At 68.8% G+C, this 20,190-nt stretch carries 18 protein-coding genes; 7 read left to right on the top strand and 11 right to left on the bottom strand.

Features of this window, described 5'->3' with window-relative positions; translation table 11 throughout:
- The first annotated feature begins 255 nt into the window (after positions 1-255).
- The 3 genes from V1351_RS06470 (at position 256) to V1351_RS06460 (ending at position 3,350) form a co-directional block, all read left to right on the top strand.
- The gene (locus V1351_RS06470; protein ID WP_338751862.1) at positions 256-2,049 is read left to right on the top strand and encodes a DUF2075 domain-containing protein; all 1,794 of its coding nucleotides are present in this window, start codon (positions 256-258) and stop codon (positions 2,047-2,049) included.
- Positions 2,050-2,140: 91 nt separating this feature from the next.
- The gene (locus V1351_RS06465) at positions 2,141-2,977 is read left to right on the top strand and encodes an HNH endonuclease (RefSeq protein ID WP_338751860.1); all 837 of its coding nucleotides are present in this window, start codon (positions 2,141-2,143) and stop codon (positions 2,975-2,977) included.
- Between the two features lie 28 nt (positions 2,978-3,005).
- Complete coding sequence (locus V1351_RS06460; RefSeq protein WP_338751858.1) at positions 3,006-3,350, top strand: nucleotide pyrophosphohydrolase; 345 nt, start codon at positions 3,006-3,008, stop codon at positions 3,348-3,350.
- Positions 3,351-3,371: 21 nt separating this feature from the next.
- On the opposite strand, the gene V1351_RS06455 is transcribed toward V1351_RS06460, so the two are convergent.
- Positions 3,372-4,325 (bottom strand): thermonuclease family protein, encoded by a 954-nt coding sequence (locus tag V1351_RS06455; RefSeq protein ID WP_338751856.1) that lies wholly within the window; start codon positions 4,323-4,325, stop codon positions 3,372-3,374.
- Positions 4,326-4,727: 402 nt separating this feature from the next.
- On the opposite strand from V1351_RS06455, the gene V1351_RS06450 reads away from it, so the two are divergent.
- A complete protein-coding gene (locus tag V1351_RS06450; protein ID WP_338751854.1) occupies positions 4,728-4,997 on the top strand; it encodes a DUF1778 domain-containing protein in 270 nt (89 codons plus the stop codon).
- A complete protein-coding gene (locus tag V1351_RS06445) occupies positions 4,997-5,509 on the top strand; it encodes a GNAT family N-acetyltransferase (protein ID WP_338751852.1) in 513 nt (170 codons plus the stop codon). The genes V1351_RS06450 and V1351_RS06445 overlap by 1 nt, the downstream gene beginning before the upstream one ends.
- A gap of 26 nt (positions 5,510-5,535) precedes the next feature.
- Here the strand turns inward: V1351_RS06445 and V1351_RS06440 are convergent, their stop codons facing one another.
- The 10 genes from V1351_RS06440 to V1351_RS06395 form a co-directional block, all read right to left on the bottom strand.
- Positions 5,536-6,243 (bottom strand): ABC transporter ATP-binding protein, encoded by a 708-nt coding sequence (locus V1351_RS06440; RefSeq protein ID WP_338751850.1) that lies wholly within the window; start codon positions 6,241-6,243, stop codon positions 5,536-5,538.
- Positions 6,240-7,934, bottom strand: a complete 1,695-nt coding sequence (locus V1351_RS06435; RefSeq protein ID WP_338751848.1) for a branched-chain amino acid ABC transporter ATP-binding protein/permease — start codon at positions 7,932-7,934, stop codon at positions 6,240-6,242. The genes V1351_RS06440 and V1351_RS06435 overlap by 4 nt, the downstream gene beginning before the upstream one ends.
- The gene (locus V1351_RS06430; RefSeq protein WP_338751846.1) at positions 7,935-8,810 is read right to left on the bottom strand and encodes a branched-chain amino acid ABC transporter permease; all 876 of its coding nucleotides are present in this window, start codon (positions 8,808-8,810) and stop codon (positions 7,935-7,937) included.
- Between the two features lie 39 nt (positions 8,811-8,849).
- Positions 8,850-10,022, bottom strand: a complete 1,173-nt coding sequence (locus tag V1351_RS06425; protein ID WP_338751844.1) for an ABC transporter substrate-binding protein — start codon at positions 10,020-10,022, stop codon at positions 8,850-8,852.
- A 40-nt stretch (positions 10,023-10,062) separates the two neighbouring features.
- Entirely contained in the window at positions 10,063-11,280 is a 1,218-nt protein-coding gene (locus V1351_RS06420) for an alpha-hydroxy acid oxidase (protein ID WP_338751842.1), read from the bottom strand.
- Positions 11,281-11,406: 126 nt separating this feature from the next.
- Positions 11,407-12,768, bottom strand: a complete 1,362-nt coding sequence (locus V1351_RS06415; RefSeq protein WP_338751840.1) for a short-chain fatty acid transporter — start codon at positions 12,766-12,768, stop codon at positions 11,407-11,409.
- A 54-nt stretch (positions 12,769-12,822) separates the two neighbouring features.
- Positions 12,823-13,911, bottom strand: coding sequence for a phosphotransferase family protein (locus V1351_RS06410; protein WP_338751838.1), 1,089 nt, complete (start codon positions 13,909-13,911; stop codon positions 12,823-12,825).
- Positions 13,911-15,164 (bottom strand): acyl-CoA dehydrogenase family protein, encoded by a 1,254-nt coding sequence (locus V1351_RS06405; RefSeq protein WP_338751836.1) that lies wholly within the window; start codon positions 15,162-15,164, stop codon positions 13,911-13,913. The genes V1351_RS06410 and V1351_RS06405 overlap by 1 nt, the downstream gene beginning before the upstream one ends.
- Before the next feature lie 28 nt (positions 15,165-15,192).
- Positions 15,193-15,963, bottom strand: coding sequence for an SDR family oxidoreductase (locus tag V1351_RS06400; protein WP_338751834.1), 771 nt, complete (start codon positions 15,961-15,963; stop codon positions 15,193-15,195).
- Positions 15,960-17,627 carry a class I adenylate-forming enzyme family protein gene (locus V1351_RS06395; protein ID WP_338751832.1) on the bottom strand — a complete coding sequence of 556 codons (1,668 nt, stop codon included), beginning with the start codon at positions 17,625-17,627 and terminating at the stop codon, positions 15,960-15,962. Before V1351_RS06395 ends, V1351_RS06400 begins: the two co-directional genes overlap by 4 nt.
- Positions 17,628-17,777: 150 nt before the next feature.
- Here V1351_RS06395 and V1351_RS06390 point away from each other — a divergent pair, with 150 nt between their 5' ends.
- Complete coding sequence (locus V1351_RS06390) at positions 17,778-18,419, top strand: TetR/AcrR family transcriptional regulator (RefSeq protein WP_338751830.1); 642 nt, start codon at positions 17,778-17,780, stop codon at positions 18,417-18,419.
- 211 nt (positions 18,420-18,630) lie between these two features.
- Entirely contained in the window at positions 18,631-20,151 is a 1,521-nt protein-coding gene (gene putP, locus V1351_RS06385; RefSeq protein ID WP_338751828.1) for a sodium/proline symporter PutP, read from the top strand.
- The last annotated feature ends 39 nt before the right edge of the window (positions 20,152-20,190 follow it).

The following is a 20,190-nucleotide window of genomic DNA, read 5'->3' as shown; positions in this document are numbered from 1 at the left end:
GGCTGAAGGAATCATCCAATCCACGAATCGCTCCTTCGGGCCTGCACCGAAGAGTTGGGATCCAAGCGAGTGAGGCGAAGCGGTTTGAGGCATACTCGCCACTGACATAGCGGCCCGACGGGCTTCCATCGCGGACATGCCCCCACCCGCACGAGTTTCGTGCTGTCTGGGGATCTGTCCGTGCCACTGCTCCGCTCATCCGTCCGAGGATTCTCGGCGCTCGAGCACCACTTGGCCGAGCGCCTTGCTGAACAGATGTCCATCCAGACCGGCCATTCCCCTTCGCCCGGTGAGCGCCGCGCGTGGGAGCGGAGCCTGCCCGCCCTTCGTGCCGACCTGATCGACGTGGGACTGCACGAGGTGGAGATGCTGGTGGAGTACCAGCTCCCGCTGACGTCCAAGCGAGCCGACGTGGTCCTCGCTGGCGTGCACCCACGCACAGGGCTCCCTTCGTACGTCGTCGTCGAGCTCAAGCAGTGGTCGCACGCCGAAGCATTCGAGGACTCCGACACCCTCGTCGCCGTTGAGCAGTACGGCGGGCGCGGCGTCACCCACCCGGCCGTGCAGGTCGAGGGGTACGTCGACTACATCGCCGACTTCACCAGTCACCTCGCGGAGACCGAACACAGTTTGGTGGGCGCCGCCTACCTGCACAACGCGACCGACCGTGGGGTCGAGGACCTCTTCGCCCGTCCGGCCACGGCGCGTTCTCGCGTGTTCACGGGACAGCGGCGGGCGGCTTTCGGTGACTTCCTCGCCCAGCACCTGGCTCCCGGCAAACCGGGCGCCGATGCCGCCGATGCTCTGCTCGCGTCGCGGATCGCCCCCAGCAAGCAGCTCCTGACCGTCGCCGCGGACGAGGTCCAGCGCCGTGAGATGTTCGTCCTCCTCGACGAGCAACGAGACGCCTACGAGCACGTGCTGCACGCCGTCGAACGGGCCCGGCGCGCGAACACCAAGCGAGCCATCGTCGTCAGTGGTGGCCCGGGCAGCGGCAAGTCCGTCATCGCCCTCTCCCTCATGGGCGAACTGTCGAGACAGGGTCGCACCGTCGTGCACGCCACGGGCTCGCGGTCGTTCACCCAGACGCTGCGCAAGGTCGCAGCCGCGCGAGCACCACGGGTGCGGCAGCTCTTCAAGTACTTCAACTCGTTCATGACGGCCGAGCCAAACGACTTGGACTGCCTGATCCTCGACGAGGCGCACCGCATCCGGGAGACCTCGGTCAACCGGTACACCCGTAAGGCCGAGCGGGAGCGCGCACAACCACAGATCCACGAGCTCCTCTCTGCCGCACGGGTGCCCGTCTTCCTCCTCGATCAACACCAAGTCGTGCGGCCGGGTGAGCTGGGCACCGTGCAGGACATCGAGCGCTACGCCGCAGTCCTAGGCATCGAGGTGGAAGAGATCCGGCTCGACGACCAGTTCCGGTGTGGCGGTTCACAGGTGTACGTCGACTGGGTGCTGCACCTCCTCGGGCTGGCCCCGGGTGGGCCCCTCCCGTGGCGCGGGGACGATGGCTTCACCGTCGAGGTCGTGGACTCGCCCCACGAGCTTGAGCATGTGCTCGCCCAGAAGCACGAAGGGGGTTACACCGCGCGCATGGCGGCTGGCTACTGCTGGCCATGGAGCGACCCACGCAACGACGGGACACTCGTGCCGGACGTTCACATCGACGACTGGTCCCGGCCGTGGAACCTGCGTGGCGACCGAGCAGTGGGCGGGGCTCCCCCTTCGCCGTTGTGGGCCTCAGACCCGGCCGGCTTCGGCCAGGTGGGCTGCATCTATACCGCTCAGGGATTCGAGTACGACCACGCCGGAGTGATCATCGGGCCCGATCTGGTGTGGCGTGACGACCGCTGGGTCTCGGTGCGCGAGGCCAACCGGGACCCGGACTTCAAGAACCGCGAGAAGGTCCCGGACGCCGACTTCGACCGGCTCGTGCGCAATGTCTACAAGGTGCTGCTCACCCGCGGAATGCGCAGCGTGCACATCTACTCGACCGACCCCCAGACCCGAGACTTCCTGCGATCGCTCGTGCGGTCGTAGGCGAGAACGCACACCAACCGAACACCGGCGGATCGACAGGCTTCCATCGCAGGACATGCCTCACCCGTGACTTACACGGAGCAGGCATGCCATGACGAGCTGGGTCGCCATCATCGACTCGAAGTACCCGCAGCACTGGGAGATCGCCAAGCAGCACGGATTCTGGGACATGACGTCCGCGCACAAGGTCTCGCTCGGTGACACGGTGTACTTCTGGCAAGGAGGAGGGTCCTTGGTGTCTCAGTGCACCGCGACCTCCTCATACGTCCCGCTGACCGGCGCCGAACAACTGCCGTGGGATGACTCCGGCGAACGCGACTACAAGGCACGGTTCACCTTCGACCTGGAGTCGGAAGCGCCCATCACCGAACCGGCATGGAGTGACCTTCAGAAGCAGTGGGGCGGCCTCTACCCGCCCCAGTTCCGATCCTTCGACGACTCTGTCCAAGAGGCTGTGCTCTCTCAGTACTTCGACACCACTCCAGTCCCCAACCCGTACCGCGACCAAGAGCGCGAAGAGGAGATGTCGCGACTGGGCCTGGATCTGAGGACATTCGACCTGCGATCCATCGCCCGACGCCAAGGGCAGAAGGAGTTCCGCAACAAGCTCATGCGCGCGTACGGCAACCGGTGCGCCGTGACGGGGACGTCGACCGAGTTCGTCCTGGAGGCCGCGCACATCTCGCGATTCCTCGGCGCGCACACCAACCGCACGAACAACGGGCTGCTCCTCCGTGCGGACATCCACACCCTCTTCGACCTGCACCGGATCACCGTCACCCCGGGCCTGCTCGTACGAGTCGACCAAAGTCTGGGCACGCCCTACGTGAGACTTGACTCGGCCCAGCTCCGCGTGCCGGTCAAGCCCGTCGAGCGTCCACTGGCTGCCAAGCTCGCGGAGCACAACGCTGAGTGCAGTTGGCTCTGATGTCGGCCTCGTGCTGTTGGGTGGAACCATGAACACCGAACCTTGGACGGAGCGGATCCGCGAGTTCGCTCAAGAGCGCGACTGGGAGCAGTTCCACAACCCGAAGAATCTCGCGATGGCGTTGTCCGTCGAGGTGAGCGAGCTGGTCGAGATCTTCCAGTGGATGCCCCCGGAGGAAGCTGCCGCCGTCATGACCGGCGCCAGGGCCAAGGATGTCCGCGACGAGGTGGCGGACATCCTCACGTACCTGTTGCGGTTCGCCGACGTCACCGGCATCGACCTCGACGCCGCTCTGACAGCCAAGGCGGAAGACAACGAGCGGCGGTACACGGTCGCCCGCGCCAAGGGGTCCTCCGCCAAGGCCGGTCACTGACCCGCTGCGGCATCCTTCAGGTCAGCACGGGATCGGCTTCCACCAGTAGACCCCGTTGATGCGTCCACCGGGGTACCCCTGACGACACCCGGTGTAGCCGGGCGTCAGGGCATCGTTCGTCCAGCCGGGGCCCGGACCCGCGGGTGCTGCAGGAGGCGCTGGAGCGGGAGCCGGCGTGGGGGCGGGCGCAGGCGTGGGAGCCGGAGCAGGTGCCGGCGTCGACGGCGGCGGCGGAGGTGGAGGCGTGTACGCGGGCTCGGCCGGCTCAGGCGCAGCCGGCGCAGGCTCCTCTTGGCAGGACCCCCAGGTGCCCTTCCCCGCGCTGCGCGCCGACTGCTCAGCGGCCAGGTACGTCGGCTTGCGCTCGTACGCGGCGTCGTAGGTGTACTCCTCCGCGTGGCCGGAGCGGATCATGTCCTCACCGAAGTCACCCGAGCCCGGCACGTCGAGGTAGGCCAGCAGCCGGTCGTACTTGTCGCGGCGCCCCTGGGACTCGTCGAAAACGACAGCGACGCTCTTGCCGCTGAGCAGCTTCTTCGCCGCGGCCGTGGCCTCCGGTCCACCGCACTGGACCGGCTGGTCCGGGTCGACCGTCTCCGGGGTGTCGATCCCGATGACACGCACCGACTCGCCCCCGTTGATGTTCACCTTCACCGTGTCGCCGTCGACGACCCGGATCACCCGGTAGAGGGTCTTCGACCCCCGAGGCTTCGCGCTGCCTTTGCCCGCGCCGGCACCCTCCGACGCACTCGTCTCACTCGTCGAGTCGTCGTCACCCGCCGCCGAGGACGAGGACTTCGCCGCGTCCTTCGCATCGGAACCGGCGCTCTCTCCCCCTTCGTCCTGCACGTCGGGCGAGGTCACCGCCGCCTCGGCACCCGCCGACTCCGACGTCGTCTCCGAAGCTCCGCACCCCGTGAGTGCCAGCGCCAGCACCCCGGCGACCACGACCCCGTACCTGGGCAGGTCTCGCACTCCCGCGACCCGGCGCCGCCTCAACCCTGACCTCATCACGCAACTCCTCCTGTGGACCTACCATCCCCTGCGCGAGCGACGTTACGGCAGCGGCCGGACCGCCTGGATCATCCGAACGGACAGTGCTGGGTGACCGGATGGCTGGGCCTACTCCGTTGAGCTGATTGTCAACGGCCACGGACACACCAGCGCTGTGGTCGACGCAACAGGATCAGCGATCAACTCCAGCACCAGCACCTGTAGATGACCAGGTCTCGCGTCACGCTCGGAGTCCACAAGAAGCACCTTCCCCGACGACTGTGCACAGCTTGCGACATCGACACCTGTGCACCCACTGCCCCTCCACTACGTTTCAAGGACGAGACCAGAAGGGACGCCGTACAAATGCCGTACAGTGGAGTCATGGCCGCCAAGACCCGACGCTGGGAGACGCGCGTCGACGAAGAGACGGACGCACTCGCGTCTGCGGCTGCTCAGCGTCTGAACGTCAGCAAGTCCCAGTTCGTCGCCGATGCCACGAGAGCATCCGCTGAAGAGGTCCTGGCGCGCAGCGATGTCACCGTGATGGACCCCGTCCTCTTCGCTGAGCTGGTCGAGTCGCTGGACACGCCGGACCCGGCCGCCGCCCTTCGCAAGGCCGCACAGGGTCCGCGCAGCTACCGACGCGCCTGATGTGGCTCCAGCGCCAACTGGCCGACGACGACGAGCTCAGCGGCTTCGACTGCGGAGTCCACGACCTCGATGCCTGGTTGTACAGGCACGCGCACCGTATGCACCGGCAGGGCATCGTTCGCGTGTACGTCTGGGTCAACGAGGCGACGCCGGATGACGTCGTCGCCTACGCCGCCATCCAGCCGACGCAGGTCGTCGCCCGGGACCTCACTCGGGGCACGGCTGGCGGCCACAGCCTCGTGCCCGGCTACCTCATCGCCCGGCTCGCGCTGCATCGTGACCTCCAGGGTCAGGGAGAGGGGGCTCAACTCCTCCTCAGCGCGCTCGAGGTGTGCCTCGCGGCCGCCGACGTGGGAGGTGGACGCATCATCGTGGTGGACCCCATCGACGAGACGGCCAGGGCGTTCTACGAGACGTTCGGATTCACCCCGACCAAAGGGCCGGGCGATCGGCTCGTGATGAAGATGTCGACGGCGGCAGCCGCCCTCCGCGACGACGTGTCACCGGCCTGATCCCGGGGCCGACGACCACCAGAGCGCTACTCAACCCCCAGATACGCCTGCACGATCTTCTCGTCCGCCAACAGCTCGGCCGCAGGCCCGGCGTGCACGATCTCACCGGTGGCCATGAGGTAGCCGTGGTCGGCGGCCTGCAACGCCCGGCGGGCGTTCTGCTCGACGAGCACCACCGTGGTGCCGGTGGCGCGGATCTCCCGGATGACGGTGAAGACCTCGTCGACGATCTTCGGCGCCAATCCCATCGACGGCTCGTCGAGGAGCATCAGCCGGGGCCTGGCCACCAGGGCCCGACCGATCGCGAGCATCTGCTGCTCACCACCGGACAGAGCACCGGCCGGCAGCTCGCGCCGCTCGGCGAGCACCGGGAAGCGCTCGTAGACCTCGTCGATCGCTGCCTTGTCGTTGCTGTGCCACCCGCCCAGCTGCAGGTTCTCGTGGATCGTCAGCGTCGCCAGCACCTGTCGTCCCTCGGGCACCTGCACGAGGCCGTCGGCCACCAGCGTGTGCGCCTGGGTGCGGGTGACGTCCTTCCCCTCGAAGGTGATCCTGCCCCCGGAGGGACGCACCACCCCGGAGACGGCGTTGATCACCGAGGACTTCCCCGCGCCGTTGGCGCCCACCAGGGTGATCAGGTCACCGGCGGCCACCTCGAAGGAGACCCCACGTACGGCCTCGACCCGCCCGTAGCTCACGGCGAGGTCCTCCACCGTCAGGATCGGTGCGGTCATGACGACTCCTCCGACTCGGAGCTGCCGAGGTAGGCCTCGATGACAGCAGGATTCTCGATGATCTGGTCCGGCGTGCCGGTGGCGATGACCTCACCGAAGTTCAGCACGACGATGCGACTGCACGTCTTCATCACCATGCCGACGTTGTGCTCGATGAGCAGGATCGTCAGCCCGTCACTGGCCAGCGAGCCGATCAGGTCCGACAGCGCATCGGCCTCGACGTGGTTCATCCCCGCGGCCGGCTCGTCGAGGATCAACAACGACGGGTCCGAGGCCAGCGCCCGGGCGATCTCCAGGCGGCGCTGGTCACCGTAGGACAACGCCGAGGCCTGGGTCCCGGCCTGCTCGGCCAGGCCCACCCGCGCCAGGCACCACGCGGCGTGCCGCGCCACGCGCTGCTCGTCGCGGCGGGCCGAGGGCAGCCAGAGCAGCCGGCGCAGGAAGGTCGGCTTGCTGACCAGGTGGCCGCCGACCATGACGTTCTCCAGCGCGGAGAGCCGGTCGAAGAGCTTGGAGTGCTGGAAGGTCCGGCTCACCCCGGCTGCGGCGACCTTGTGCACGGCCGCCTTGCCCGGCTGCAGACCGAGCACCTCCGCGGTCCCGGACGTCGGCTTGGACAGGCCGCTGACCATGTTGATCAGCGTGGTCTTCCCGGCGCCGTTGGGCCCGATCAGACCGATGACCTCGCCGCCGGTTATCTGCAGGTTGATGTCGCGGTTGGCGAAGACCCCGCCGTAGTCCTTGCCCAGACCGGTGAGGCTGACCACGGTCTCCCCCGGGTCCGGGTGCACCCGTCGGGCCAGGCTGGTCTCCCCCCTTCGCTCGCCGTCGTCCCCGTCCGCACCGGTGACCAGACGTGGCCGGCGCCGCGGCAGGAAGCTGGCCAGACCGCCGGGCAGGAAGAGGATGACGAGCAGCAGCAGCAGGCTGGAGATGAACGGGCGGATCCAGCCCGCCTCGATGCCGATGGCGCGCTGCACCTCGGGGACCATCGTCAGGAAGACGCTGCCCAGCAGCGGACCGACGAACATCGTCGACCCACCGACCACGGCCGTGACGAGTCCGTCGATCGCCTTCTCGAAGCCGAAGTCCTCCGGGGCGATCAGCCGCACGTAGTAGGCCCACAGCACGCCGTAGAGCCCGGCGACCGCACCCGCGGCGACGAAGGCGGACAGGCGGTGCCGGCTGACGTCGATGCCCATCGCGCGGGCGGCGAGCTCGTCCTCACGGATGGCATCCAGCGCCCGGCCGTACCGGGAGGGACCCTGCCGCCAGAACCAGTAGGCGACGAGCGCCAGGGCCACCCACGCCATCCACGGCTCGAGCACCTTGGGTACCGACATGCCCTGCGCACCGCCGGTCCACTCCATGTTGATCACGAGGATGCGCACCGCCTCGGCGAAGGCGAGGGTGGCGATGGCCAGGAAGACCCCGCGGAGTCGCATCGTCGGCAACCCGAGGATCACGGCGGTGACGGCACCGACGAGCATGCCGATGACGATGGCGATGAGCAGCGCCGGCAGGTCCCCGATGTCACTGGGCGTCGGCGTCACGGCGGCGGCGGAGAAGGCCGCCAGCGAGGCGAAACCGGCCTGGCCGAGGCTGAGCTGCCCGGCGACGAGGACGGCGTAGAAGGAGTAGGCGAAGATGCCGCCCAGGGCGATGAAGACGAAGGTGGACTCGACGAACACTCAGACCTCACGCACCTTGCGGCCACCGAAGAGACCCTGCGGACGCACCAGCAGGATGAGGAACAGCAGGCCGAAGGCGACCAGGTCACGCCACGACGAACCGACGTACTGCACCGCGAACACCTCGGCGAGACCCAGCAGCAGGCCGCCGATGAGCGCGCCGGGCAGCGAGCCCATCCCGCCGACGATGATGACGGCCAGGCCCTTCAGCTCGATGGCCGAGCCCATGCCCAGCTGGGCGCTGTTGACGTTCATCGCGAAGAGCGCTCCGGCCACGGCGCCCAGGGCCGAGGAGATGGCGAAGGTGGTCACCGTCACCCGGTCGACGTTGATGCCCAGCACCTTCGCCGCGGTCGGGTTCTCGGCGATGGCTCGCATGCCCCGCCCCAGGCGGGAGCGGGCCACCAGCACGGTCAGCGCGATCATCAGCAGGATCGAGATGGCCAGGATCGCCACCTGCAGCACGGTGACCTGCGCGCCGAAGACGCTGTAGGTCGTCGTCGGGAAGGACTCGGCCGGGAAGCGCCGGGTGTTCGGGCCGTATCTCCATTGAAGGAGGGCGATGAACATCCCCGCCAAGGCTATCGATGAGATCAACCCCGCGAAGTGGGCATCCGGTCTGTTCTTCAGTGGTCGGAAGGCCACCCGCTCGATGATCACGCCGAGCACGCCGCCGACGGCGGCGACGATCGGCAGGGTCAGCCAGATCGACAGGCCGGCCACCTCGACCAGCTCGATCCCGACGAAGGCGGACACCGCGAACACCGACGGGTGGGCCAGGTTGAGCCGGTCCAGCACGCCGAAGACCAGCGTGAAGCCGATCGCGAAGAGCGCGTAGATGGCGCCGATGGACAGCCCGTTGAGCAGTTGTTGCACGTGTCCGCCTTCGTCAGGGGTGGCAGGTGGGGGTGTGGGTCACTTCAGGACGGTGAACTTGCCGTCCTCGACGACCTGGACGACGGCCTCGTGCTCGGCGTCGCGGTCCTCGTTGATGCTGATCGTGCCCAGCACCGACTCCACGTCGGAGATGTTGCCCAGGCCCTCCTTGATGGCGTCGCGCTCGGCGGAGCAGCCGCTGCGCACGGCGTCGTCGATGAGCATCAGGCCGGTGTAGGCCTGCGCCGCGAACTGGTCGGGCTGGGAGTCGTACTTCTCCTCGTAGGCGGCGAGGAAGTCGGCGTTCTGCGGGTTGTCGGAGGCGGAGTTCCACGCGGCACCGACGACCACGCCCTCGGCGGCGTCGCCGGCGTCGGCCATCAGCTGCGGGTTGTTGAAGCCGTTGCCGCCGATGATCGGCACGTCGATGCCCAGCTCACGCGCCTGGGTGACCAGCGGGATGGCCGCCTCGATCAGGCCGGAGACGAAGATCGCGTCCGGGTCGGCGTTCTTCGCCTCGGTGAGCAGGGCGCGGAAGTCGGTGTCGTTGGTGGAGAAGGTCAAGGTGTCGGTGACCTCCGTGTCGCTGTCCTCCAGCGCGGACGCCATCACCTCGTAGCCGGACTCGGTGAACGCGTCGTCGTTGGAGTACATGACGACGACGTCCTTGAGGTCGTACTTCTCGATCGCGGTGGTCACGGTCTGCGGGATGACCTGGGACTCGGTCAACGAGTCACGGAAGATGTAGTCACCCTGCTCGGTGATGCCGTCGGCGGTGTTGGAGATGGCCAGCACCGGCACGCCCTCCTCCTGCGCGATCGGCTGCGCCTGGAAGGCCGTGTTGGACAGGGTCGGGCCGATGATGACGCTGGCGCCGTCGTTGACGAAGCCCTCGAAGACCGAGATGCCCTGCTTGGGATCGGTCTGGTCGTCCTCGACGGTCAGGTCATAGGTCACGCCGTCCTTCTCGTTGAGGTCAGCGGCGGCCAGCTCGAGCCCGTTGCGCTGCGACTCACCGTACGAGGCGGCGGCGCCGGTCAGCGACAGGGCGGCGCCCACGGGCACCTCCCCCTCGATGACACAGGAGTCGCCGCTGCCCTCACCGACGAGGGAGGCGTCGCTGCCGCCGCTGCTGTCGCCGGAACCGCAGGCGGTCAGGGTCAGGGCCAGGGCGCCTGCGGCGGCCGACATCGTGAACAGACTGGTGCGCATGTTTCCTCCAGGAGTGTGACGTGGTGCTGGGTGTGGGTGGTCAGGGCAGGACGGCGTGGTGCGGGGTGAGCTCGTCGACGGAGGTCACACCGAGCAGCTGCATGGTGCGGGTGACCTGGCTGGTGAGGATCTCCAGGGCGCGGGTGACGCCCGCCTCGCCGCCGGCCATGAGTCCGTAGAGGTAGGCCCGACCGACCATCACGGCGTCGGCCCCATGGGCCACGGCGGCGACGATGTCGGCGCCGTGCATGATGCCGCCGTCCAGCAGCACCGGGACACGACCGCCGACGGCCGCGGCGATCTCGGGCAGGACGTGCAGGGGGGTGACCGAGCGGTCCAGCTGGCGCCCGCCGTGGTTGGACACGACCAGGCCATCGACCCCGAGGTCGACGAACTCGGTGGCGTCCTCGACACTCTGGATGCCCTTCAGGACGATCGGGCCGGACCAGTTCTCCCGGACCCAGGCCAGGTCGGCGACGCTCAGCGAGGGATCGAACATGCGGTTGATCAGCTGCTCGACCGTGCCTCCGGAGTGGGTCAGCGAGGCGAAGGTCAACGGCTCGGTGGTCAGCAGGTTGGCCCACCAGCGCGGGTGGAGGGCCATGTCCGCCAGGGTCGTGGGTGTCAGCTGCGGCGGGATCGTCATCCCGTTGCGCACGTCGCGCAGCCGCTGACCGCCGACGGCGGTGTCCACGGTGAGCACCAAGGTCGTGTAGCCCGCGGCCCTGGCCCGGGCCATCAACTCCAGGGAGGCCGGCCGGTCCCGCCACAGGTAGAGCTGGAACCATCGCTGGACGTCGGGCACCTCCGCGGCCAGGTCCTCGACCGACACCGTCCCCATGGTCGAGAGGACATAGGGGACACCGGCCGCCAGGGCTGCACGGCCCACGGCCCGCTCCCCCTCGTGGTGCATCATCCGGGTGAAGCCGGTGGGCGCCAGCACGAGCGGGATCGGGCTGGTGACATCCAGGAGTCGGACCGAGGGATCCACCTGCGAGACATCGCGCAGCACCCGCGGTCGGAAGTCCACCGCGCCGAAGGCCGCGCGAGCCCGGCTCAGGCTGACCTCGCTCTCGGCGGCCCCGTCCACGTAGTCGAAGACGGAGCCGGGGGTGCGGCGCCGGGCGATGCGGCGCAGGTCGTCGATGGTGTAAGCCCGCTCGAGGTGCCGGCGGGTGCGCTGGAGCGTCGGTCGCTCGACCCGCACGAGTGGGCGCAACTCGTCCAGTCGTGGCAGACGTCGCTCCACCCGTGTCATGTACTTCCTCATTCCCCGCGTCGGTGCGGGCCTACTGTGGTTCCTGCGCTGGACAGTAGGGTCGCACATCCCCGCACAGGGTCGACGACGCGGTGGCGTAACCGAAACGCAACCACTGTCGTCCGCTCAGCCGGCGCCGATGATGAGCAGCACGCCGGCGAAGATGATCCCGCTGAGCAGCAGGGTGATGAAGGTGTACCCGAGGATGTCGCGGACTTTCAGCCCGGCCACCGCGAGGAGGGGGATCGCCCAGAACGGCTGGATCATGTTGGTCCACTGGTCGCCGTAGGAGATGGCCATGATGACCACCGACTGATCGACCCCCAGCGCCCTCGCCGGCTCGGCGAACAGCGGCGCCATCACGGTGAACTGGCCCCCGCCGGACGGCACGAACATGTTGAGCAGGCCGGCGGCGAAGAACGTCCACAGGCCGAGGGTCCCGGGGGTGGAGATGTCGATGAAGAACCCGCTGATGACGTCCACCAGCCCGCTGACGCTCATCATGCCGATGATTCCCGCGTACAGGGGGTACTGGAGGAGTACTTCACCGACGGTGCGCCCACCGCGCACGATCAGGGCGGCCAGCTCCTTGGCGTTGCCCACGAGGAGCATGATCAGGGCGAGGAAGGTCCAGTTGACGATGTCCAGCGTCAGGTCGAAGCCGTTCTTGCCGAAGTACAGCACGAGGTAGGCGCCGAGGAGCGCGCCCAGAGCGAGGGTGAAGAGCCGCAGGTGCTCCAGGCGGTCCGCCGGGGTCCGGCTCCGGTCCGCCTCCGGGTCAGCGCTGTCGGCGGGGGCCTCCACCGCGTCGAAGACGGCGTCGGGCGCCGGGGCGATGTACTCGTGCTCCTTGGGCGCCAGCAGCATCATGGCACCGGCGATCACCACCAGCGTGACCACCGTGGCGCTGATGTTCCAGGAGGAGAAGGTGGTCCGGGTGACGTCCACCAGCCCACCGGGAAGGGAGGAGTACGCCCCGCCCTCGGTGGCAGCGTTCAGCGGCCCGGAGCCGGAGTAGCCCATGTGCCAGACCACGAATCCGCTGTAGGCGGAGGCGACGAGCAGCGGGTAGTGGAGCTTGACCCCGCGACTGCGTGCCACGCGGGCGACCTCGACCGAGATGACACCGCCGACGATCAGTCCCAGACCGAAGCTGATCAGCGAACCGATCCCGGCGATGATCGTCACGAATCCGTATGCCTGACGAGGAGTGCGCGGCACCGACGCCACGCGGACCAGCAGACGGTGGACCGGTCGCGTGTTCGCCAGGGTGAACCCCAGGAGGAGCACGAGCGACACCTGCGTCATGAATGCCAACAGGCCGGTCAACCCGTCGCCCCAGCCGAGGATCAGGTCGCCCACACCGATGTCGGTCATCGTCAGCGCCATGGCCGAGACGATGGCCGTCAGGATGATCGCGAGGATCAACGGGCCGGGGAGCCAACGCTCCACGAATCGACTCAGTGGCCGCGACAAGGTCTGCAACATGGTGGACATCCTTCTTCTGTGGTGGGGTGAACTCGTGCCGAAGGCACAGCGCCGCTACAACTGCTGCGCGTGCTCCTGGGACTGCTGCAGCAGCCGGGGGACGCCGGCCTCGAGCGTCGGACTGAAGTCGTCGCCGGGACGTTCGCCGTGGAGCCACCGCGTGTAGATGGCCTCGCAGAAGATCGCGGACTTCCACAGCGCGAGCGCTTGGTACCAGGGAAGGGCCGTGACGTCGAGACCGCTGCGCTGGGCGTAGTGGTCCACCAGCTGCTGGCGGGTCCAGTACCCGGGCTGACGGGTCACCGGGGTCAGCTCCATGATCGTGGGCTCGCTGCCGGGATCGGAGTAGGTGGCGGCCAGGTAGCCGAGGTCGGCGAGCGGGTCGCCCAGCGTCGCCATCTCCCAGTCGAGGATCCCGACGACGGTGGCCGGGGCCCGGTCGGCGAACATCAGGTTGCCGATGCGGTAGTCGCCGTGGACCACTGCCGCGGCCTGGGTGCGGGGGCGGTTCTGCTCGAGCCAGGTCGCCAGGGCCGCGACCTGCGGCAGCTCCCGGGTCGTGTTGGCCTCCCACAGCTGTGCGAAGCGCGCGACCTGCCTCTCGAGGTAGCCGTCCGGTCGGCCCAGTCCGGCGAGGTCTGCCGTCGTGACATCCACGCGGTGCAGCTGGGTGAGGGTCTCGACGACCGCGCGGCTCGTGGCGTCCCGCTGCTCGACGGGATCCAGGTGGGTCGGCACGGTGTCGGTGATGACCACACCGTCCAGGTAGGACATGACGTAGAAGGGGACGCCGAGCAGGGATTCGTCCTCGCACACGGCCACGACCTCAGGGACGGGGATCCCCTCGGTCCGCAGCAGCCGTTGGATCCGGGCTTCGCGCACCATGTCGTGGGTGGATCGCGGCAGTGGCGGCCGGGGGCCGCGGCGCAGCACCAGGACCTGTCCTCCCCTGCTGATCCGATAGGTGATGTTGGACTGGCCGTCCCCGATCCGCTCCCACGCCAGCGGTCCGGACCCGAGCCCGTGCTCGTCAAGGAACGCCGTCACCGTCTCGATCACGAGCAGCGGGGGGCTCGCGAGAGACGCGGCGTCCTCGGCGGTCGCGACGACCTCCACTCCGTCGGGCGCGGTCTGCATCGTCATCAGTGGCTCTCCGTGTCCCGGACCACGGCATCGGCCTGGTACGGCGCGCCGGCATCGACGGTCTTGCGGCGCCGGGACGAGGCCCGGCGGGCGATGGCCCACTTGTGGGTCTCGTTGGACCCGTCGTAGATGCGAAAGCCCCGCACCTCGGCGGCGTACTGGGCCAGGGGCAGCCCGTCGGAGACCCCGTCACCGCCGCAGATCTGGATGGCGCGGTCGACGACCCGGAAGATGGCCTCGGAGCAGTGCACCTTGGCGATCGAGGACATCGCCGAGCCGGCCCTGGGGTCGCTGGCCAGCAGGGCGCCGGTCTTGGCGATGATGGCGTCCGAGGTCTCGATGTCGATCTCGCACTGGGCGATGAGTTCTTGGGCCAGGCCGAGGCTCTTCAGCTCCGCGCCGAAGACCGTGCGCCGTTCGGACCGGTCCAGGGCGATGTCCAGGGAGCGTCGGGCCAGCCCCAGCCAGCGCATGCAGTGGGTCAGTCGAGCGGGCCCGAGCCGCACCTGGGCGTACCGGAATCCCTGGCCCACTTCACCGAGGACCGCCTCGGACGAGACGGTGCAGTCCTCGAAGTACACGTGCGGGTGACCACCGGCCATCGCACGGTCGATGGTGTGGATGTGCTCCCCCACCCGGATGCCCGGGTTGTCCATGTCCACGAGGAACATGGTGGCGCCGGCGGGGGTGTCGTCGGTGCCCTCGGTGCGGGCCATGACGATGGCGAAACCCGCGCCGACGGCTCCGCTGATGAAGCGCTTGTGGCCGTTGATCACCCACTGGTCGCCCTCTCTGCGGGCTGACGTGAGCAGCGCGTCGGGATCCGAGCCCGCGCCGGGGTGGGGCTCGGTCATCGCGAAGCAGGAGCGCACCTGACCGGAGGCCAAGGTGGTGAGGTACCGCCGCTTCTGCTCGTCGGTGGCGACGAGGTTGAGCATGTGCATGTTGCCCTCGTCGGGGGCCATGCAGTTGAGCACGGAGGGGCCGATCGGTGAATAGCCCGCCTCCTGGAAGATCTGTGACCACCACTGGATCGGCACGCCCTGCCCGCCGTACTCCACGGGGACGTGGGGAGCGAAGACACCGGCGTCCTTGGCGGCCTGTTGGAGGCGGTCGCGGGTGGCTTGGTCCAGGCGCTCACCGGGGGCGGGCTCGGCGGGCAGGACGGTCCCGCGGATGAAGTCGCGGGTGCGCTGGCGCAGCTCCTCCACCGTGTCGGTCGTGTGGCTCGCCTCGGGCGTTGCTGCAGTCATCTGGTGCGGTCCTTTCGGGTTCAGTGGGTCAGGCCGTACCGCCGGCGACCAGCAGGCCGCCGTCGAGGGTGAGCACCTGGCCGGTCACCCAGGACGCGTCGGGAGAGGCGAGGTAGGTGACCGCGCCGGCGACGTCCTGCGGGGTGCCGAGACGCTCGAGCGGGTAGCCCTGCGCGACCTCGTCCTCCCTGCCCTCGTAGAGGGCACGCGCGAACTGGGTCTTGACCACGGCCGGGGCGACCGCGTTCACCCGGACCTGCGGTCCGAGCTCGACCGCGAGGGTGCGAGTCAGGTGGGAGACCGCGGCCTTGCTGATCCCGTAGAGGCCGATGCCCGGGGACGGGGTCTCTGCCGAGACGGAGGAGAGGTTGACCACGCTCCCGCCGCGGGCCCGGAAGCCCAGCCCGCTGTGGGCCAGCGCGCCCTGCACCCACGCCAGGGTCCCGAGGACATTGACCTCGAAGACCTTGCGGGCCGCGTCCAGATCCAGCTCCTCGAGCGGACCGTAGACCGGGTTGATGCCCGCGTTGTTGACGAGGATGTCGAGCCCACCGAAGCGCTCGGCCACGGTGTCCAGGACCTCCTGTCGGTGGTCCGGGTCGTCCGACTTGCCGGCCACGGCGATGGCGGTGCCCTCGGGGAAGCCGGCCGCGGCCTCCGCCAGGGGTTCGGGCCGGCGCGCGGTGAGGCACACCCTGGCCCCATTGGCCACCAGGTCCTGGGCGATGGCCGCACCGATGCCCCGGCTCGCGCCGGTGACGATCGCGACCTTGTCCTGCAGTCCTCGATCAGTGCTCACGTGTCATCCTCCTGGGGGGTGTCGCGCAGGACCCGGCGGCGGATCTTGCCGGTCTGCGTCTTGGGTAGCTCGTCGATCACATTGATGGTGCGGGGGTACTTGTAGGCGGCCAGCCGCTGCTTGGTGAACTCGATGAGGTCCTCCTCGGCCACCGTCTCGCCGCCCTTGACGGAGACATAGGCGACGACCGTCTCCCCGCGGTAGGGATCGGGCCGGCCCACCACCGCGGCCTCGTAGACGGCCGGGTGCTCGTAGAGGACATCCTCGACCTCGCGGGGCCACACCTTGTATCCCGAGACGTTGATCTGGTCCTTGAGCCGATCGACGATGTAGACCCACCCGTCCTCGTCCATGACCGCGACGTCCCCGGTCCGCAGCCGTCCCTCGGGCATGGTCCCGGCGGTGGCCTGCGGGTTGTGCCAGTACCCCGGCACGATCTGCGGCCCGGCGAGCTCGAGCTCGCCCTGGTGCCCGGTCGGAAGGGGGGTGCCCGCGGGGTCGACGATCCTGGCCTCGAGATTGGGCATGGGCAGACCGATGGACAGGCTGCCGCTGGCCTCGTCCACGGGGGCGTCGACGCCCGGCGGCACGGCGATGACCGCCGAGGTGGTCTCGGTCATCCCGTAGATGTTGTGGATGTACTTCCCGAAGCGCTCCCGGAACTGCTCGACCGTGGCCGGAGGGATGGGTGCGCCACCGGAGTACAGGGTCCTGGCCGAGGCGAAGTGCTCGGCGCCGGCGCCCTCGACCCGGTGGAGGGCATTGAAGACCGTGATCGATCCGGTGGTGCACGTGACCCGGTGCTCGGCGAAGGCGTCGACGACGACGGCCGGGTCGGTGCGATTGACGAAGACGAGCGTCGTGTCGTGCAGCAGAGGGGTGGCCGCGCCGATCACCGCGCCGGTGATGTGGAACAACGGGGCGACCGCCAGGTGGGAGTCCCCCGGCTCCACCCCCATCCACGCCGCCGTCGTCGTCGCGACGGTGAGGATGTTGCCGTGGGTGTTCATCGCCCCCTTCGGCGGGCCGGTGGTCCCCGAGGTGTAGGTGAGCAGGGCGATGTCGTCCAGGGCGAGGCCCGGCTCGGTCGGCCGACGGCCCTCGTACTCATGGATCAGCTGGGCCATGTCCCCGTCCGGGGAGGGCTGCGCGGCGGCATGCGCTCCGAAGACCCGGGGGTCGCCCCGGGTCTGGTACTCCAGCCCCGAGGTGGTCACGATCCACTCCACGCGGCTGCCCTCGACGGTCTCCACGGTGGCCGGATGGAGCTGGTCGTCGGCGATGATCCCGCGCACGCCGGAGTCGTCGACCAGGTGCCGCAGCTCGCGGCCCTGGTACATGGGGTTGAGCAGGACCGCGATCGCCCCGAGCTTCCACAGCGCCAAGAAACTGATCGCGTACTGCGGCACGTTCTGCATGAGGATCCCGATGCGGTCGCCGTGGGTCACGCCACGGTCCTGCAGGGCGGCCGCGAAGGCGTCGGAGAGCCCGTCCAGCCTTCGTGCACTCACCGTGCCGTCGAAGTACGCGATGGCGCTGCGATCCGGGGCCGCCGCCACCCGCCGTCGCCAGGCGTCCACGAGGGAGGTCGCGTCGACCGCCAGATGAGCAGACAGGCCGGGCGGATAGGAACTGACCCACTGCGGAGTCACGGAGCTGGTCACAGCGCGCTCCCTTCCTTGATCGAGACTCGCGCCCCTCACGGGACCTCGCCTACCGAGCGCTCGCTCGGTCGGCTCCAGTGTGAGATGAGGCACGGACGCTGTCAAGGCTCCGGTTCGTCGACATCGCCGCAGAGTCGATAATGAGGTGCCATGACCAGTTCATCCCCGAACCCCGCTCGTGACGATGCGACCCTCGCGTGGCGGGACTACTCGCGAGACGACCTCCCGCCCATGCTGGGGGTCGCGCTCACGTGCTTCACGCAGCAGGGCTACCACGGCACGACCATCCGGCAGATCGCTGCACGGGCGGGCCTTTCCGTGCCGGGCCTCTACCACCACTACCCTTCCAAGCACGCACTGCTCGTGGCCGTCATGTCCCATGCGATGTCCGACCTGTGGCCCCGCAGCCAAGGGGCCGTCGCCGAGGCCGGCCCGTCCGTCGCACGGCAGTTCGGCCTTCTCATCGAGTGCCTGGTCCTCTTCCACGCGCACCGGAAGAACCTCGCGTTCATCGCCTCCAGCGAGCTGCGCAGTCTCGAACCCGCCGCCCACGCAGAGCAGATCGCCGCCCGGGACCGTCAGCACCGGCTCATGGACTCGATCGTGGAGCAGGGCGTCGAGACGGGGATCTTCAGCACCCCCTACCCCAAGGACGTCAGCACGGCGGTGATCACGATGTGCACCGGTATCGCCCAGTGGTACCAGCCCGATGGTCCGTTGACCGCCGAGCAGCTGGCCGAGCGCTACCGCGACATCGCCTTCATGACGATCGGCGGAGCAGACCGGGCCTGAACCGCGCGCTCCCCACTCAGGGGATCCGGTTGGCTCGCGCTCCCCCATCAGGCGTCAGCACCTCGATCGCGATCTCTCCCGGACCCGGCGCGGGCACCTCCCGCCCCGTGAGCTGGTGCTCCTCTGGACCCGGAGATACAGGCCCATTGCACCAAGCGTGGTCTGTGGCACAGTGAGTCGACCCTCGCCCGCGACGACACTGGAGGCCGGCATGGAGACTGGGATCTGGATCAGTCTGACCGCGTACTTCGTCCTCATGCTCGCCATCGGCTTCTACGCCTACCGCAGGTCCACCGGCACCGCGGAGCAGTACATCCTCGGCGGACGACGACTACCTCCTGCCGTCGCGGCCCTGTCCGCGGGCGCCTCCGACATGAGTGGCTGGCTGCTGCTGGGACTGCCGGGAGCCCTGTACGCGGCAGGGCTGGTCGAGGCCTGGATCGGGATCGGGCTCTTCATCGGCGCCTATCTCAACTGGATCATCGTCGCGCCACGGCTGCGCGAGCAGACCGAGCGGTACGACAACTCGTTGACCGTGCCCGCCTTCCTGGCCGCACGCTTCCCCAGCACGGCCCTACCCCTGCGCACCATCTCGGGGCTGGTGATCGTGCTCTTCTTCTCCGTCTACACCGCCTCCGGTCTGGTGGGAGGCGGCAAGTTGTTCACCACGGCGTTCGGTGGACTGGTCGACGCCGGAGGAGTCAGTGACTACGCCCTCGGGGTGTGGCTGACCCTGGGCATCGTGATGGCCTACACCGTCGTCGGCGGCTTCCTGGCGGTCAGCCTGACCGACTTCGTGCAGGGCTGCATCATGATGGTCGCCCTGGTCATCATGCCCGTGCTGGTGCTCACCACCGGCCAGGGCGACGGCGTCGGGCAGGCCGCGGACCGGTTGCGCGGCATCGACCCCAACTTCCTGTCACTGACCAATGGTCTGTCGCTCATCGCCTTCCTGTCCGCCATCACCTGGGGCCTGGGCTACTTCGGGCAGCCACACATCATCGTGCGATTCATGGCAGTACGCAGTGTCAAGGCCGTCCCGGCCGCCCGCAGGATCGGGATGACGTGGATGGGGATCTCCCTCATCGGCGCGATCAGCGTGGGGGTCTTCGGGCGGGCCTACGCCGAGCGCAACGGCCTCGACATCCAGGACCCGGAGACCATCTTCATCGTGCTGGCACAGCTGCTCTTCCACCCGCTCATCACCGGGTTCCTCTTCGCGGCACTGCTCGCGGCGATCATGAGCACCGTCTCCAGCCAGCTGCTGGTGGCCTCCTCGTCCCTGACCGAGGACTTCTACCGCCTCTTCCTGCGTCGTCACGCCAGCGAGAAGGAAACGGTGCTGGTGGGTCGGGTGTGCGTCCTGCTCGTCGGGTTGGTCGCGGCCGTGCTCGCCCGGGACCCCGACTCGCAGGTCCTGGGGCTGGTGGCCAACGCCTGGGCCGGATTCGGCGCAGCCTTCGGGCCGCTGATCCTGCTCGCGCTGACCTGGCCGCGGATGACCGGAACCGGCGCGGTGGCCGGTCTGGTGACCGGGGCCGCGGTGGTGGTCGGCTGGATCTGGGCCGGGTGGAGCGACAGCTTCCTCGGCGGCGAGGGAGTCTACGAGATCATCCCCGGCTTCCTGTGCGCCACCATCGCCATCGTGGTCGTCAGCCTCCTGACCAAACCCAGCGGCGAATTCCGTGCGATCCCCTCGCACGACGACACGGAACTCGCCGGACGACGCTGAGCTCCGCGTCGTGGGGCGTTGACCGGGGCCGGGGACGGA

It is taken from the genome of Janibacter sp. A1S7, from assembly GCF_037198315.1.
GTDB lineage: Bacteria > Actinomycetota > Actinomycetes > Actinomycetales > Dermatophilaceae > Janibacter > Janibacter alittae.
Note: the sequence above shows the minus strand (reverse complement) of the source record. Positions and strands in the feature narration are given on the sequence as shown.

What these genes read in the sequence shown, in the direction of transcription:
- V1351_RS06420 (WP_338751842.1), bottom strand. Translation starts at nt 11,280, where the DNA reads ATGACACGGGTGGAGCGACGTCTGCCACGACTGGACGAGTTGCGCCCA.
- V1351_RS06440 (WP_338751850.1), bottom strand. Translation starts at nt 6,243, where the DNA reads ATGACCGCACCGATCCTGACGGTGGAGGACCTCGCCGTGAGCTACGGG.
- V1351_RS06470 (WP_338751862.1), top strand. Translation starts at nt 256, where the DNA reads ATGTCCATCCAGACCGGCCATTCCCCTTCGCCCGGTGAGCGCCGCGCG.
- putP (WP_338751828.1), top strand. Translation starts at nt 18,631, where the DNA reads ATGGAGACTGGGATCTGGATCAGTCTGACCGCGTACTTCGTCCTCATG.
- V1351_RS06445 (WP_338751852.1), top strand. Translation starts at nt 4,997, where the DNA reads ATGTGGCTCCAGCGCCAACTGGCCGACGACGACGAGCTCAGCGGCTTC.
- V1351_RS06450 (WP_338751854.1), top strand. Translation starts at nt 4,728, where the DNA reads ATGGCCGCCAAGACCCGACGCTGGGAGACGCGCGTCGACGAAGAGACG.
- V1351_RS06390 (WP_338751830.1), top strand. Translation starts at nt 17,778, where the DNA reads ATGACCAGTTCATCCCCGAACCCCGCTCGTGACGATGCGACCCTCGCG.
- V1351_RS06405 (WP_338751836.1), bottom strand. Translation starts at nt 15,164, where the DNA reads ATGACTGCAGCAACGCCCGAGGCGAGCCACACGACCGACACGGTGGAG.
- V1351_RS06425 (WP_338751844.1), bottom strand. Translation starts at nt 10,022, where the DNA reads ATGCGCACCAGTCTGTTCACGATGTCGGCCGCCGCAGGCGCCCTGGCC.
- V1351_RS06410 (WP_338751838.1), bottom strand. Translation starts at nt 13,911, where the DNA reads ATGACGATGCAGACCGCGCCCGACGGAGTGGAGGTCGTCGCGACCGCC.
- V1351_RS06465 (WP_338751860.1), top strand. Translation starts at nt 2,141, where the DNA reads ATGACGAGCTGGGTCGCCATCATCGACTCGAAGTACCCGCAGCACTGG.
- V1351_RS06415 (WP_338751840.1), bottom strand. Translation starts at nt 12,768, where the DNA reads ATGTTGCAGACCTTGTCGCGGCCACTGAGTCGATTCGTGGAGCGTTGG.
- V1351_RS06460 (WP_338751858.1), top strand. Translation starts at nt 3,006, where the DNA reads ATGAACACCGAACCTTGGACGGAGCGGATCCGCGAGTTCGCTCAAGAG.